Genomic DNA, 15,293 nt, shown 5'->3' with positions numbered 1-15,293 from the left:
CTCCATTGTTATATTGATACATTGGCACATTATTTCTATATTTGCAGTCAAATTTTTCCGTTTTGAAAGTTTTCAAGAATTTTACAGATTATTCCTCACAGAAGCCTTTAGCATTGTCTTTAGGAATGTTTGACGGGGTACATCTCGGGCACAAGAGTATTATTGATGAACTGACTAAAGTAGGTACAGAGAACAACATGGAAACTGCTATCCTTACTTTCTGGCCGCATCCAAGGTTTGTTTTTAATCCTAATGAAGATTTAAAACTTCTGAATACATTAGAAGAAAAGAAACAGCTGGTTGAAAAATATGGGATTGATAATCTGTTCCTGAAGGAGTTTGATGAAGAATTCAGAAACTTAACCGGAGAAGAATTTGTACGTCAGATTTTAATTGATAAGCTCAATGTTAAATACCTTATTATAGGATACGACCATTCTTTCGGAAAAAACAAAAGCGGAAATTTTGAACTTCTTCAGAAATTATCCAAAGAGCTTGATTTTGATGTTGAACAAATGGAAGCAATCAATATTCACGAAAACAATATCAGCTCTACGAAAGTACGTAATGCACTTCTAACAGGAAATATTAAGGAGGCCAACGAAATGCTGGGATACTCCTACTCTGTTTCAGGAACGGTAGTTCATGGGAAGAAGATCGGAAGAACAATTGGCTATCCAACGGCCAATATTGATACGGAATCCATTAAGCTTTTACCTAAAAAAGGAGCTTATATTGTAGAAGTATTTGTAAAAGGCAACCAATATAAAGGAATGCTGAGTGTTGGAACCAACCCTACGGTAAATGGGGAGAAACTCACTGTAGAAGTTTATATCCTTGATTTTGATGGAGATATTTATGATGAAGAAATTACGGTAAACTTCAGAGATTTTCTTCATGATGAAATCAAATTTGAAGGTCTGGAAAAACTGATTGAAAGGCTGGATGAGGATAAAAGATTAACACAGGCGTATGATTTCAAGGAGTAATAATTTTGATTTTCTAAGGCTTGTTTTTGCAAGTCTTGTTATTATTACCCACTCCTATGCTCTTTCCGGAGCTATTCAAGGCGATCCTTTGTCCCAACTTACCAACAGCCAGATGGAATTCTCCTATCTTGGAGTTCATGGTTTTTTTATTATCTCCGGATATTTAATTTTTAAAAGTTTACTGCGCTGCAAAGGTCTTGCTGATTATTACTGGAAAAGACTTTTAAGACTTTTTCCTGCCTTATTGGTAGTGCTTTTCCTTACCGTTTTGCTGGCACCTGCAGTTTATGAAAGTTCTGTTCCTTACTTACAGAACAAGTCCGTTTACACTTATATTCCTCAAAATTTAACCTTATTCTTCCGTCAAAAAGGTATTGACGGTGTTTTTGAAAACAATCCTTACAAACATAGCATCAATGGAAGTTTATGGACCATATGCTACGAATTCAGTATGTATGTAATGGTCTCTTTGCTGTTCTTTATCCGTAAAAAAGCTTTTGTAAAAACTGTTGTTATCCTGTTATTTATATCAAGTTATATCTTAACTATTTTTCAGCCTTATTTTCTATATGGAGTATTTCTGAAAATAGGACTGGGAAGTAATCATTTTTACAATCTGATGTGCTTTTTTGCAGGAGGTATGGTATTGACCTATCTGAACCTCAATAATAGAAAAACGGAAAACATTATCATCCTGCTTTCTTTTATCGTTCTTATTATCAGTTTATATTTCAATATCTTCAAATATACCTGTTATATTACGCTGCCTTTACTGGTTATTCTTATTGGTGAGAGATCTACCCCCTATCTCAATAAAGTAGGAGAAGTGATTGGAGACACGTCTTACGGAATTTATATTTATTCTTTTCCTATACAGCAGGCGCTGATGTATTTTTTTAAGCTTGACATAGTTATGTTATTTATATTTTCATTACCACTTTCCATTCTCCTGGGATATATTTCCTGGCATCTGATTGAGAAGAAAGCATTAGGATATAAAGATTTATTTGCTAAAAAGGCTATTCAGTGATGAATAGCCTTTTTATTTATTTCAATACTTTTAAGTATATTTTCTGAGGTTCGCTGCTTAGTTTCACGTTTGGAAACTGTTTGTCGTAATCAATAAAAATATCTCCTTTTTCATCTGCTTTTCCGTTTCCGTCAGAGTCCCAGCTTATTGTTACATAATATTTTGCCGGGCCTGCAGGTTTTGGATTGATCTTACTTTCAGCATCTTTAGGGACTGGCAGATCAATAGTGAATGGTACAGATTTCTGCTCATATTCTTTTTCTGTAATTAACGTAGCAGGTGCATCTGCCAGTTTTTCATCTGCTCCGTATAAGCTTACTTTAAGTTTTGGATTTTTAATGGTAAAATTCTCGGTTCCCGAAAATTCTATTTTAATATGATCAGAAGAAGTTTCTGCAGCTGAGACAGCAGGAGCTGAACTTTCAGCAGTATTTTTCTTTACCGGCTTGGTACAGCTTGACAGCATCAATGTACCTGCTGCAACGAATAATAAAAGGTAGTTTCTCATTTGTTCTTTATTTTTGTTACTATTAAATTATATATTTCATTGATCCGTAGATAACAAATCCCACACCTTAATTCTTACTATCTTATAAAGAATTTACTGCATTCTGGGCCTTCTTTGTCAGGGATTTAAAAACCAAATCATAGGAATGATCAATGAGTTTAAAGATCAAATCTTTTTTCAGGCCATCCGCTGTTACAGAATTCCAATGGGTTTTGTTCATGTGAAAAGCCCCTGTGACCTGAGGATACTGCTCACGGAGCTCTGCACTCCATTCGGGATCTGTTTTTACATTTATTGATAACGGCTGTCTTTCAAGCCCCATCAGTAAAAACATTTTGGTATCTACTTTCAGTACAAGGGTTTCGTTATCAAACGGAAAGCTTTCCGTAACTCCTTTTTTGGCAAGACAATAATCTAAAATTTCGTTGGCATCCATATTCAATATGAGTAATGAGTGATCAGTAATGATTAAATGATATAATTCTTTAATCTTTAATTCAAATTTAGTAAATTTAAGAAAGAAATAATCTCACAAAATCACAATTATTATGAAAGCTCTGGTAATAGGTGCTACAGGCGCCACGGGAAAAGATCTGGTACATCAGTTACTCAACGACAAAGAGTTTGATGAAGTGGATATTTTTGTCAGAAAACCTGTTGATATTCAGAATAATAAGCTTACAGTTCATATTGTGAATTTTGAAAAGCCTGAAGAATGGAAAAATATGGTGAAGGGAGATGTGGCATTTTCGTGTCTGGGAACCACTTTAAAGGATGCAGGAAGTAAGGAAGCCCAAAAAAAAGTAGACTTCGATTATCAGTATGAATTTGCGAAAGCCGCAAAAGAAAATGATGTAGAAGATTATATTCTGGTATCAGCCTATGGTGCGAATCCGCAATCAAAGATTTTCTATTCAAAAATGAAAGGTGAACTGGAAGAAGCTGTAAAGCTGCTGCACTTCAATAAGATTACTATTTTCAAACCGGGAATGCTTGAACGGACAAATTCTGAGAGAACCGGAGAAGTTCTGGGCAGCCGGATTATAAAGTTTGCCAATAAACTAGGGTTATTAGAAAGCCAAAAGCCTTTGCCCACCAATATTCTGGCAAAAGCAATGATCAAATCTTCAAAAATAAAAAGTAACGGATACTCCAGTATAAAGCTTGGAAATATTTTCTGTTTTGCAGAGAAAACCAATGAATAATTAAAAGATGCGAGGCGGGAGATTTGGGGTCCGGGATGCGAGGTAATATGATTCATGCTAAAGTTGAAACCTTCTTATTAATTTCCCTAAACTCTAAATCCTACTACCTATCACCTAATTATTTTGTGGTTTTGCTGTTCATTTTCTGTCCTAACTTTTCATATTCAATATCATTAGGTTCCCAAAGTTCTATCTTGTTTCCTTCTATATCCATAATATGGACAAATTTTCCATATTCATAGGTCTCGATCTTATCAACAATAGTTACATTTTCTTTTTTAAGCTGTTCAATAAGTTTTTCAAGGTTTTCTACCCTATAATTGATCATGAAATCTTTTTCAGAAGGTTGAAAATATTTTGTTTTTTCACTGAAAGGGCTCCATTGGCTAAATCCTTTTTTAGAATTATTGGCTCCCTGATACCACTCAAATACAGCTCCGTACTCATTGGTAGCAAGTCCCAGATGGCTTTCATACCATTCTCTCATTTTTTTAGGATCTTTACATTTAAAAAAGATTCCGCCGATACCGGTTACTCTTTTCGTTTCACCAGACTTATTTTCTGTAACGGCTTTAAAAGCAAATCCTAACATAAAGGAAGCCAGGATACAAAGGGTAAAAATTATTTTCTTCATAAGAAGCAGAGATTAAGTTTAAAAATAAAAAAAGTGGATGTAAAAACACCCACTTGTAAAAATATACTTTTTTCTCTTTATTTCAGATATTTTGTAATAGCCTCATCGGTAGGCTTTGTAGTACTTACAAAAGAATCAATCAGTTTTCCGTTTTCGTCAACCAGGAATTTGGTAAAGTTCCAAAGGATGGTTGTGTTTTTTACTCCGTTTAATTCCTGTTCTGTTAAATACTTGAATATCGGAGCTGTATCATCTCCTTTCACAGAAACTTTAGCAGCCAAAGGGAATGTCACTCCGTAATTTTTCTGGCAGAAAGCGCCAATTTCGGTATTGGTTCCTGGTTCCTGTCCTCCAAAATTATTGGCAGGAAATCCTACTACAACCAGCTTATCTTTATATTCCTCATATACCTTTTCAAGATCAGCATACTGAGGGGTAAACCCACATTCTGAAGCGGTATTGACAATCAGGATTTTTTTTCCTTTGAAATCTGCAAAATTGATTTCTTTCCCGTCAAGACTTTCTACTTTGAAGTCATATATTGTTTTTCCCATAAGTTCAATGGTTTTGGCTTTAGAAATTTCACTTTTTTGATTGGTGCAGCTTTGCAGAAATGCTATACAGGAAAGCAGCAGTAAAAAAATATTTTTCATTTTTTATCATTTTATGCAGCAGGACTGCAGTTAAATTAAAACTTAAAAATGTTAGCCGGAAAAACTTTGTTAATGTCAATTCTGTTTAATAACATCACATAATCTCCGTCTTTCTTCGTACTGGAAGATTCTATTCTGAAAGGCATAGTAAGGTTTCCAACTTTTTTAAAGTCAGAATAGACAAGCGTTTCATCTTTTTTCACTTCTTTTATCAACATATAAGTCTTTGTATCAAAATAATACATATTCTTATTGACATTCTTGGTAAGTTCTACTTTATGGCAGTAGATCTCTCCTACTTTTTCTTTTCCAAGGTATTTGGCATCAAAACCTTTATTTTCCCAATCAATGAAGTCATTGTCAAAACTTTCCGGTACATATTCAGGGTATTCCTGAAGCTTATTTGCCGCATAGTTCATTGCATATCCTTTGGTACCATCAAAACCTTCAATTGCGGTTTCTTTTCCTCCGGTAGTAATCAATGTTTTAGTAAGATTTGGACGCTGCTGAAAAATTCTTATCGGATACTCATCTTTGATTCCCAATACTACTTTTCCCTGAAGTAATACTGAATTCAACAATTTCCAATTGGTTAACCCTCCGGATAATTCAATGTTCTTGTCTATAATTTCCTTTGCGGTCTGCGCAAATGTCATATGCGAAAATATCAGTCCAAATACTAATAATAACTTCTTCATTAATTTTATTTATAAATTCAAATATAGGGGGATTTATGTGAAATTGCAAAAAGGCTGAAAAGCGAAAAGGTTTATTTGCCCATTTGCTTTACTTTCTTCAGTTATTTTAAATTAACTTTCTGGCTTTCTCCAGATCTTCTGGTGTATCAATGCCTACTCCTACGAAGTTGGTTTCTATCATTTTGATTTTCATTCCGTATTCAAGATAGCGGATGCATTCAATTTTTTCGGATATTTCCAACGGTTTCATTTCGAGTTTTGAAAACTGCAATAGTGCTTCTTTTCTGAAAGCATATACCCCAATATGTTTAAAATAGCTTATATCATAGGAAACTTCCCTGTGAAAAGGAATTACAGAACGGCTGAAATACAGAGCAAAACCATTGTTATCTGTAATAACTTTTACATTATTTGGATTTTCAACTTCCTCTTTCTCATACAGCTTTATTTTTAAAGAAGCTAAAGAGATTTCCTGCTGATTATCATGTTTAAAGACTTCGATCAGTTGCTGTAAAGGTTCCAGTTTCAAGAAAGGTTCATCTCCCTGTACATTGATCACGATATCACAGTCTATATTCTGTACAGCTTCGGCAATACGGTCGCTTCCGGTTTCGTGCTGCCCTGTCATTACAGCTTTTCCGCCGTTTGCTGTGATTTCATCAAAAATAATTTCAGAGTCTGTTGCGACAAATACCTCATCAAACAGCCCGGTTTCCACTACGTTTTGATAAGTGGTGGTGATAACGGTTTTTTCTCCTAAAATCTGCATTAGTTTCCCCGGAAAACGGCTTGCTTCGTAACGTGCAGGGATGACAGCGATTATTTTCATTCAGTAAAAATATTAAGTAATTCTCTTTAATTCAACAGGTTTCATCCCAGCATTTGCAAAAGCTGTGATAATCCTTTTATCTTGAGATCAAATGTAGTGAAAAGTATCTTATTTACTCTACAAAACAGAGATTTCAACAGCTTAAAAAGAGAGTTTTACACCTATCATATTATACTCCCATTGACGGGATGCCGTAAAATTGAGATTATATTTTGTTTTTCCGATGGTTCCTTCTGATGAAGTATATCTGCTTTTTGATATTGTTTTTCCAATAAAATATCCCATTAATAGGGCTAACGGATAATCTGAAGCCCAGTGAACTTTACTTTGCATCATCTGAAAACACAACGCTCCCGCTAAAGTGTACCCTACCGGTTTTATCCATTTTGCATCCGGATAATTGTCTGCAATCACAGTAATTCCGGCCACAAAGGTTGTTAAATGTCCTGACGGCATTGCATCGTAATTCGAGGTATTCTTGCCAAATTCTGAAAAACTTGGAAAAGGATTCCAGGCTCCTCCTTTATTACCGTTTATCTCTGCAATAAAAGGGCTTTCTCTTCCTGTAATTCTTTTAATGGTTTGAGTGAAAACTCCGGAAAGAATTAAACTTTCCATCAAACCACTGGCTGTAGCCTGTGCTCTGTAGTCATTTTTGATCAAGCCATATGTTCCAAAACCAATTCCAAGCAAGACCAGTGTGGAACCATTTCCAATCAGGTATAAGGTAGAGCCAATATCTTTAGGGATCTTAAAGACACCACCTATTTTGTTGTAATTATTATCCTTATCCATTCCCCATCTTTCCCCCAATTCTCTTGAATTGTCGATCAGTTTCTGGTCAAACGGTAACAGAATCAAAGTGGCTGCAACAGCTCCTCCCAGATAATAAGCATGATCTTTGGCTACAAAATCTTTATTGGTATTGATAAAGTTTCTGGGTAGCTTGGTTACAAAATCCAGTAATTTAGGTTTGGGATACGTTCTGACAGAACCATCTTTCAGGGTATAAGTCTGTACTTTTGGCAGCTCAGATTCCTTTGGCTGATCTTTTACTTTCAATGTATCAACTTCTTGTGAGCATACCAATATTGAAACTGGTAAGAGTAGAAATCTCAGTTTTTTCATCGTGTAATTTTCGACTTTATTATATTTAGGTGTGTAAAAGCCCAAAGGTAATTCCTAGGTGAGTGTTGTACAAAGTGGTTCTCTAACTTTTAATATTTATTTAATTTTTATAAAGTTATAATTTATTATCAGTTTAAATATTTAATTAAAAAAATAACCCCATACATCCAGGAAATATAGAGAAAAGAATAAAAAAGTCCGAATCCAATGCTTTTAAAGAAATTTCCTTTACATTTTCCTGAGTTTTTAAAAACCAATCTTAGTGCTCTGAAAAATACCCAATATAAGCTAGCGGCTAATAATAATATGGCTGACCAAAAGAAAAGTCCGAAAAAATAAGAAAGAAAAATGAGCAGAATGGAAATTACAATCCATGCAAGAATAGAAAGAAGAACACCTCCTATTCCATCTCCTACAGCTGGCGGATCAAAGTCGAAACCATTAAATTTTGGCGTTTTATCTGCATATCTTTGTATTCTTTCTTTGTTTAAAATATTCCCTACATTGTCTTTTAATTTTAAGCCAGAATAGAGACCTGCACTGATAAACAGGAAAAATGCTCCGGCCAAAACAGATGTTGATACTATTGAATTCTGAAACAATGAACGATGATCTGCTTTTCCTGAAAGCCAAACACTTAAAATCACTATTGTAATGATCACCAGTGTTGAAAAAAACACATATTTTGTTTCAAGAAATGATTTCTGCGGAAGTTTCATGATTGTATTCTGTATGTAAAAAAGCTTCGACTCTGCTCAGCGTGACATTGCTATGTAACGATGTCATGCCGGGCAGAGCCGAAGTTTATATTTTATTTGAGAATTACTTTAATTTGTTCAAAGCATTTTCCAGTTTCGGAAGCATTACTTTGATTTCTTCTGTTGCCAATCCTCCTACAGAAGCACGGAACCAAGGCTCTGATTTGTCTTCTCCGAAAGCTGAGAACGGTACTAAAGCCACTCCTGCTTCATTAATCAGGTAGAATACAAGATCTGAAGAGTTTTCAATAACAGCTCCATCCGGTTTCGTTTTCCCGATATAGTCTAACTTAATGGTAAGATAAAGAGCTCCCATAGGTTCGATACTGTCTACTGAAAGACCTTTTCCTTTTAAATCCTGAACTCCGTTGTGAAGAACTTTTAAGCTTTCTTCAAGCTTACCTTTAAAATCCTCAACGAAAGTATCTACATTCTCTGAATTTTCATAGAATTTAGCGGTTGCTTCCTGTTCCGGCTTTGGTGCCCATGCTCCAACGTGAGTAAGAAGTGCCTTCATTTTATCAAGGATATGAGCAGGTCCGAATCCCCATCCTACACGTACTCCTGTTGCTGCAAGACATTTTGAAATACCGTCAATATAGATGGTATAGTCTTTCATTTCAGGGAAAAGAGAAACCGGATCTACATGCTCAGCACCGAAAGTAAGGCAAGAATAGATCTGATCATACATTAAATATAACGGCTTTTCATCTGCTCCTCTTTTTTTGTTTTCAGCAATTACCAGTTCACAAATCTCTGAAAGCTGCTCTTTTGTAAACATTGTTCCTGTAGGATTCAATGGAGAACATAATGCCAATAATACAGCTCCATCCAAATGCGGTCTTAAATCATCAGCAGTCGGAAGGAAATTGGTTTCAGGCTTTGTTTTTACTTCTATAGCGTTGGCAGAAGTAAGGTAAGCATAGTGATTGTTGTTCCATGATGGTGTAGGATATACCACTTTATCTCCTTCATCCACGATGGTTTTATATACGGCATAGATCAAAGGTCTTGATCCGGCTGTAATCAGGATATCTTCAGGAGAATAATCCAGGTTCCATCTTTTTTTAAGGTCTTTGGAAACTTCTTTTCTTAAAGATAAAAGTCCATTTGCAGGCGGATAATTCGTCAGATTATTCTGATATGCTTTCTGAATCTCTTCCTTCAGCAATGCCGGAATAGGATAGATATTAGAATTCAGATCACCAATAGTAAGATTGGCAATTTCTGCTCCCTTTGCTTTTAGATCATTTACTTCGTTACCAATTTTTACAATTTCAGAACCGATCAGGTTCGCTGCTAATTTTGAAACTTTCACTTTTATTCTTATTTAAAATTTACTAATATTATCGTTCACCATTAATTTTTTCATGTATTTGATCTACCGGCATTTGTGCATCAAAAAGAGTGATTATTTCTTTTGCTTTTTTTGCCGTATTGGAATTCGGATATTTTTTGATCATCCTGTTGAATTCCGCTCTGTTTTCATCGTTTAGTTTTCCGGTTCCTTTATCCTGTTCTCTTTCGTAGGTAGGCGTATTATCCATTCCTAAAAGATAATCGGACAGATAGTAGTTATAGTCTTGTTTTACAGTCTTTATCAGCTTACTTTCAGGATATTTATTCATAAAATTTTCCCAGAACATCAGTCTGTCACCTAATTGTTCCCAGCCGATAATCAATCCTGCATCTGCTGCATAATTGGTTTCACTTTCTTTATCCGTTTGTGAAATGTAAACTTCATAATCCGGAGTTACTTTATTTTTAAAAAGAGAAGAATAATATCCCGGAATGGTCCATATTTCAGTAATCCCTTCTCCCACTTCTCTGAATTCAAGACCTGCTTTTTTTAGTTCTGAAGCTATTTTTTTAACATTGTCCGGAAGATTGTACTGATCCTTATCATAATTATAATAATTCACATATTTATCCAAAACATTCGTGTGAAGGTTCATCAGACATTGTGTATACTTTCCTCTTATTTTCAAATAATCTTCATATACTTTGTCATTCTGCTCCGGACTGTTTCCAGCCATTTCTTTGTCGATTTTGGTATGGTACCATTGAAGAGATGTAATGTAATCCTCCGTTTTATGAGCGGGAGAACAAGCTGTATCTATCGGCTTGTACTGATCTTCTATGGCTTCTTTTGTAACAATCGAATCATTTGCCGGTTTTTTATCTGAAACTGCAGTCTCCTTTTTACAGGAAACTACAGCTGCAGACAATAAGCAAACTGCTATTATTTTTTTGATCATCTGCTGTTTCCGAAATATTAATCCAGTTTCAAATCTGTTTTAACAGCTCCGATTTTAGCTTCCAATGATTTTAATTTGTCTCTGAAATCTGCTTCTGAAGTAATGGAATCCTTCACCGAAACATAGAACTTGATTTTAGGCTCTGTTCCTGAAGGTCTTACACATACTTTTGTCCCATCCTGTGTGTAATAGATCAAAACGTTAGACTTTGGAATATCATTCATTACTTTTTTCTCATTTGTAGAAATGGTAAGACTTGTCTGCTCTTTAAAGTCTTTCACTTCTTCAACTAATGAACCTGCCAATTCTTTTGGAGGATTTTCACGGAAGTCTTTCATCATATTCTGAATTTCTTCAGCTCCTTCTTTTCCTTTTCTTACAATATTGATCAATCCTTCATAATACATTCCAAGGTCTTCATAAATCTCGATCATGTATTGGTACATTGTTTTTCCGTTAGCTTTGCACCATGCAGCAATTTCACAAGCTACAAGAATACTTCCACAAGAGTCTTTATCACGTACAAAATCTCCGGTCATGAATCCGAAACTTTCTTCACCGCCACATACAAATTTCTGTGTTCCTTCTGCTTCACGGATCATTTTTCCTATCCATTTGAATCCGGTAAGACCTACTTTGCACTCTACACCAAATTTTTGAGCAATATCAAAGAAGATATCTGAAGTTACGATGGTAGAACCGATGAACTCTTTTCCGGTAATTCTTCCTTGTTTTCTCCACTCATTAAGAATGTAGTAAGTAAGGATTGTATTGGTTTGGTTACCATTCAATAATTGCATTTCACCATCAAGATTTCTTACAGCGATACCCAATCTGTCCCCATCAGGATCTGTTCCGATCACGATATCTGCATTGGTAATTCTTGCCAGATCCATTGCCATTTCCAGCGCTGCAGGCTCTTCCGGATTTGGAGAATCCACTGTAGGGAAATTTCCACTTGGGATCATCTGTTCTCTTACAAGATCTATTTTTTTGAATCCAGCCTTTTCTAAAGCTTTAGGAATGGTAGTATAGGTTGTTCCGTGGATAGAAGTGAAAACAATATTTAAATTTTCTTTTCCAACATTCTGATAGGTAGAGTTTTCAATACAAGCATCAATATACACATCATCCTGCTCCTCTCCGATCCATTCGATCAGATCATCATTTCCGTTGAATTTAATTTCCTCGAATTTTACTGAATATACTTCATTGATAATGGCTTCATCATTAGGCGGAACAATTTGTGCTCCGTCGTTCCAGTATACTTTATAACCATTATATTCCGGCGGATTGTGAGAAGCTGTCAACACGATTCCCCCATTACATTTTTTATCACGTACAGTGAAAGACAATTCAGGAGTGGGTCTGTGATCTTTGAAAAGCAATACTTTAATTCCGTTTGCTGTTAAAACATCTGCTACCAGTTTTCCGAATTCTTTTGAGTTATTACGAACATCATAAGCAATGGCCACTTTAATTTCTTCTCCTTTGAACTGCTGCAGCATATAATTGGCCAATCCCTGAGTAGCCTGTCCTAATGTATATTTATTCAAGCGGTTGGTTCCTACTCCCATTATCCCACGCATACCTCCTGTCCCGAATTCCAGTTCTCTGTAGAAAGAATCTTCCAGATCAGGAGAATTACTGTCGATCAATGTCTGTACAGCATCTCTCGTTTCTTTATCGAAGGTATCACTTAACCAAAGTTTCGCTTTTTCTAGTGTATTCATATTTGTATTGTTGTTCTTTTATAGTTTGTAAAGTTCCTAGTTTCTAGTTTAAATAATGCTGTTTTTAATCCAGCTTTTTGTTTTCGACTTTTGTCGTTTTATCTATTTTAAATGCTCTGATTGGATCATTATAATAAATAAATTTTGCCGTGTTCTGAATGTTTCCTTTCAAAGAATCTTTTACATTCACTTCAGCATAATTTCCGTTTTTAGAATCTATATTCAGGTTGGTGATTTTCCAGTATGGAGCAATTAAACTGGCTGTATCTGAAATCTTTATGACAGCATCTTTGGACAATCCCAGGAAATTGGCGCGGCTTCTGTTGTGCATTTCCACTTCTGCTCTTCTGGTATTCACAGATCCCATGAAGCTTGCATTATTTTTCATGCTAAGTCTGAAATTATCTGTTTTGATTTCGCTTGAAATATTCACTTCAACAGAATCGGAAACGGCTACTTTTTCAAGATTATATTTTGAATAAATCGTCACGTTATAAAAATCAACTCCCTTTGTACCTCTTTTTTCTTTGATGAAAAGTGTCTTGTCTTTTACATCTACATCAAGATTATTAGCCACGTTAGGATAAGTCTCTATTTCTACAAAATTTTTCGGACCTCTGGCATAAAATACACGGAATTTCCCTTCCAGATCCAGATTGACGAACTCCGAAACATCCACATCTTTCTTTTCAATATTTCCCTTTGGAGAAACTTTCCCACAGGAAACTACTGCCATCAGCATTAATGTGTATACAACTTTTTTCATATTTAATTTTAAATATTCTATATTATAATCGCAACGATCTTTACTGAAAATCTCTGAAAGCTTTTTTTATGTCTCTTACAGGACTTTCAATATTATTTTGAACAAAAATAGGATTAAAATTTCTAAAAAACTTTGTCTTTTGACAATAAAATACCTGATAATTTTCAATTTTCTGCTTTTCAGGAAAGACTATTTCTTATTCTCTCTTTCTTTTACTTTTTATCTGATAATTTCAAAAATACAAAAAAGCACCCTGTAAAAACAGGGTGCTTTTTATTTATTAGGATTGAAGTTATTGTTGCTCAGTTAACCACCCCGTCAAAATTTTTTTGAATTTTTGACACCCCTCCAAAGGATGGGAATTGTCATATATTGACTGGATGTTTACATTAACAGATTAGTTTTCAACATATTTACAATGAAACGTAATTTGTTTTTATATCACTTCGTCAATATTATAATTCTTGTGTTCGCGGTTTGTTCTGATAATCATTTCTCCTAAGAATCCTGCAACAAAAAGAAGGCTTCCCAGAATCATCATTGTTAATGCGATGAAGAACCAAGGATTATTGGTAATTAAATGTCCGTAAATTCCTCTTGCAACGTCAATCAGTTTAGAAATCCCCAGCCAAAGTGCTGAAAGAAAACCAACAATAAACATTAAGGTTCCTACTGCTCCGAAGAAATGCATTGGTCTTCCTCCGAAACGACTTACAAACCAAAGGGTTATCAAATCCAGAAAACCTCTTACAAATCTTTCAGTTCCGAATTTTGAAGTTCCGTAAGGTCTTGCCTGGTGTTGTACTTCTTTTTCTGTGATTCTTCTGAAACCTGCATTGGCAGCCAATACCGGAATATAACGGTGCATATCTCCGTAAACATCAACGGATTTTACGACCTGCTTTTTGTAAGCTTTCAAACCACAGTTGAAATCGTGAAGATACACTCCTGAAACTTTTCTCGCCGCTGCATTGAATAATTTTGAAGGAATATTTTTCGTCATTACATTGTCAAAACGCTTCTTCTTCCAACCGGAAACGATATCGTAGTTATCATGGACTACCATATTGTACAGTTCCGGAATCTCTTCAGGGAAATCCTGTAAATCGGCATCCATGGTAATTACCACATCTCCGTTTGTTCTTTCAAAGGCTGCATGAAGGGCCTGAGATTTTCCATAATTTCTGGAAAATTTAATAGCGTGGATCTGAGGATACTGTACTTTCATATTCTCAATAATACTCCACGACAAATCCGTACTTCCATCGTCTACAAACCAGATTTCATAAGATAAATTACTGGTTGTGCATACTTTATCAATTCTTGAAAAAAGCTCTTCCAAAGAGTCTTCTTCGTTCAGTAACGGAATAACTATAGATAAATTCATTTAATTTTAATAAAAATTAGGCTTGATTTGTTTCTTCGGGCTGATGTATTGTTCTTGTTCTGAAAAACGCTCCAAAAAACACCGACAAAACTACGTAAAATATAAGAATTGCTGCAAAATATCCTGAAAAATGACTTGCGGTAAGCATATCTTTTCCTTTAACCGCCTCCGGAGTGAAGCTTTGTAATCTTTCTTTGTACTTCTGATCCAGCTCATCAATATCTTTCTGATGCTTCAGAATTTTTCTTGCAGAGGTATATTCTGTATCCAGTTCTGATTTTTGTCTCTGAACATATTGGTAGTTCAACAGTTTTTTTGCCGCCGGATCTACAAAGTTTAAAAAGGCATAAATACTAAAGATAGAAAGAATTCCTCCGACAAACATCGGAACGAATGCTCTTTGGAAAGCTTCTTTGAATTTTACTACTCTATGGTTGTTCCAATAAGATTTTACAGACCAGAAAGCAGCCCCCGCATAGAGAAGAGGTAGAACAAAAGCATTGGCTTTCAAAGAGATATCAAAATAATTGATTCCTGAGAAAAAAGTGTACACTACAAAGAAAACGATCATTGTAGCGATAAAAAGTATAATTCCTAGTGTTGATGGACTTTTCGTCATATTTAAATTTTTAGAAAAAGTTGAAAAATTTTCCCTCTAAATGTCAGGCGTTTAGCTTTACCACTGCATTTTTTCGACTAATTTTCTTTAATAAAGTT

Annotated in this window: 17 protein-coding genes; 3 read left to right on the top strand and 14 right to left on the bottom strand. The window is 35.1% G+C overall.

The features are described 5' to 3' along the window. The first annotated feature begins 62 nt into the window (after window positions 1–62). Window positions 63–989 (top strand): bifunctional riboflavin kinase/FAD synthetase, encoded by a 927-nt coding sequence (locus OL225_RS07610; protein ID WP_047374535.1) that lies wholly within the window; start codon window positions 63–65, stop codon window positions 987–989. Next, window positions 973–2,019: an acyltransferase family protein gene (locus tag OL225_RS07605; RefSeq protein ID WP_047374532.1), complete on the top strand. Its 1,047-nt coding sequence runs from the start codon at window positions 973–975 to the stop codon at window positions 2,017–2,019. Before OL225_RS07610 ends, OL225_RS07605 begins: the two co-directional genes overlap by 17 nt. Window positions 2,020–2,035: 16 nt before the next feature. Here the strand turns inward: OL225_RS07605 and OL225_RS07600 are convergent, their stop codons facing one another. Together OL225_RS07600 and OL225_RS07595 are read right to left on the bottom strand one after the other, a co-directional pair. Next, window positions 2,036–2,527 (bottom strand): hypothetical protein, encoded by a 492-nt coding sequence (locus tag OL225_RS07600; RefSeq protein ID WP_264517826.1) that lies wholly within the window; start codon window positions 2,525–2,527, stop codon window positions 2,036–2,038. A gap of 82 nt (window positions 2,528–2,609) precedes the next feature. Then, window positions 2,610–2,963, bottom strand: coding sequence for an MmcQ/YjbR family DNA-binding protein (locus tag OL225_RS07595; RefSeq protein ID WP_264517825.1), 354 nt, complete (start codon window positions 2,961–2,963; stop codon window positions 2,610–2,612). A gap of 112 nt (window positions 2,964–3,075) precedes the next feature. Between OL225_RS07595 and OL225_RS07590 the strand changes: the two genes are divergently transcribed. Beyond that, a complete protein-coding gene (locus tag OL225_RS07590) occupies window positions 3,076–3,732 on the top strand; it encodes an NAD(P)H-binding protein (RefSeq protein WP_264517824.1) in 657 nt (218 codons plus the stop codon). A 118-nt stretch (window positions 3,733–3,850) separates the two neighbouring features. Here OL225_RS07590 and OL225_RS07585 read toward each other — a convergent pair whose 3' ends face one another. The 12 genes from OL225_RS07585 to OL225_RS07530 all read right to left on the bottom strand — a co-directional run bounded on the left by OL225_RS07585 (window position 3,851) and on the right by OL225_RS07530 (window position 15,195). Further along, on the bottom strand, window positions 3,851–4,366 hold the full coding sequence (locus tag OL225_RS07585; RefSeq protein WP_319800573.1) for a VOC family protein: 516 nt from the start codon (window positions 4,364–4,366) through the stop codon (window positions 3,851–3,853). 77 nt (window positions 4,367–4,443) lie between these two features. Continuing rightward, on the bottom strand, window positions 4,444–5,019 hold the full coding sequence (locus OL225_RS07580) for a glutathione peroxidase (protein WP_047374523.1): 576 nt from the start codon (window positions 5,017–5,019) through the stop codon (window positions 4,444–4,446). 35 nt (window positions 5,020–5,054) lie between these two features. Further along, on the bottom strand, window positions 5,055–5,717 hold the full coding sequence (locus OL225_RS07575) for a hypothetical protein (RefSeq protein WP_047374521.1): 663 nt from the start codon (window positions 5,715–5,717) through the stop codon (window positions 5,055–5,057). Window positions 5,718–5,823: 106 nt separating this feature from the next. After that, window positions 5,824–6,546, bottom strand: coding sequence for a 3-deoxy-manno-octulosonate cytidylyltransferase (kdsB, locus tag OL225_RS07570; protein ID WP_264517823.1), 723 nt, complete (start codon window positions 6,544–6,546; stop codon window positions 5,824–5,826). A 141-nt stretch (window positions 6,547–6,687) separates the two neighbouring features. Continuing rightward, window positions 6,688–7,674 carry a phosphatase PAP2 family protein gene (locus tag OL225_RS07565; RefSeq protein ID WP_264517822.1) on the bottom strand — a complete coding sequence of 329 codons (987 nt, stop codon included), beginning with the start codon at window positions 7,672–7,674 and terminating at the stop codon, window positions 6,688–6,690. 128 nt (window positions 7,675–7,802) lie between these two features. Further along, window positions 7,803–8,393: a hypothetical protein gene (locus tag OL225_RS07560; RefSeq protein WP_264517821.1), complete on the bottom strand. Its 591-nt coding sequence runs from the start codon at window positions 8,391–8,393 to the stop codon at window positions 7,803–7,805. Between the two features lie 103 nt (window positions 8,394–8,496). After that, window positions 8,497–9,750 carry a pyridoxal phosphate-dependent aminotransferase gene (locus OL225_RS07555; protein ID WP_264517820.1) on the bottom strand — a complete coding sequence of 418 codons (1,254 nt, stop codon included), beginning with the start codon at window positions 9,748–9,750 and terminating at the stop codon, window positions 8,497–8,499. A gap of 28 nt (window positions 9,751–9,778) precedes the next feature. Further along, a complete protein-coding gene (locus tag OL225_RS07550; RefSeq protein ID WP_264517819.1) occupies window positions 9,779–10,690 on the bottom strand; it encodes a hypothetical protein in 912 nt (303 codons plus the stop codon). 17 nt (window positions 10,691–10,707) lie between these two features. Further along, window positions 10,708–12,423, bottom strand: coding sequence for a phospho-sugar mutase (locus OL225_RS07545; RefSeq protein WP_264517818.1), 1,716 nt, complete (start codon window positions 12,421–12,423; stop codon window positions 10,708–10,710). A gap of 64 nt (window positions 12,424–12,487) precedes the next feature. Beyond that, a complete protein-coding gene (locus OL225_RS07540) occupies window positions 12,488–13,189 on the bottom strand; it encodes a GIN domain-containing protein (protein ID WP_047374512.1) in 702 nt (233 codons plus the stop codon). A 436-nt stretch (window positions 13,190–13,625) separates the two neighbouring features. Next, on the bottom strand, window positions 13,626–14,576 hold the full coding sequence (locus OL225_RS07535) for a glycosyltransferase family 2 protein (protein ID WP_264517817.1): 951 nt from the start codon (window positions 14,574–14,576) through the stop codon (window positions 13,626–13,628). Between the two features lie 16 nt (window positions 14,577–14,592). After that, on the bottom strand, window positions 14,593–15,195 hold the full coding sequence (locus tag OL225_RS07530) for a DUF4199 domain-containing protein (RefSeq protein ID WP_047374506.1): 603 nt from the start codon (window positions 15,193–15,195) through the stop codon (window positions 14,593–14,595). Between the last annotated feature and the right edge of the window lie 98 nt (window positions 15,196–15,293).

This window comes from Chryseobacterium viscerum, from assembly GCF_025949665.1.
In the GTDB taxonomy this organism is placed as follows: domain Bacteria; phylum Bacteroidota; class Bacteroidia; order Flavobacteriales; family Weeksellaceae; genus Chryseobacterium; species Chryseobacterium viscerum_A.
This window is presented reverse-complemented; position numbering and strand designations above follow the sequence as displayed.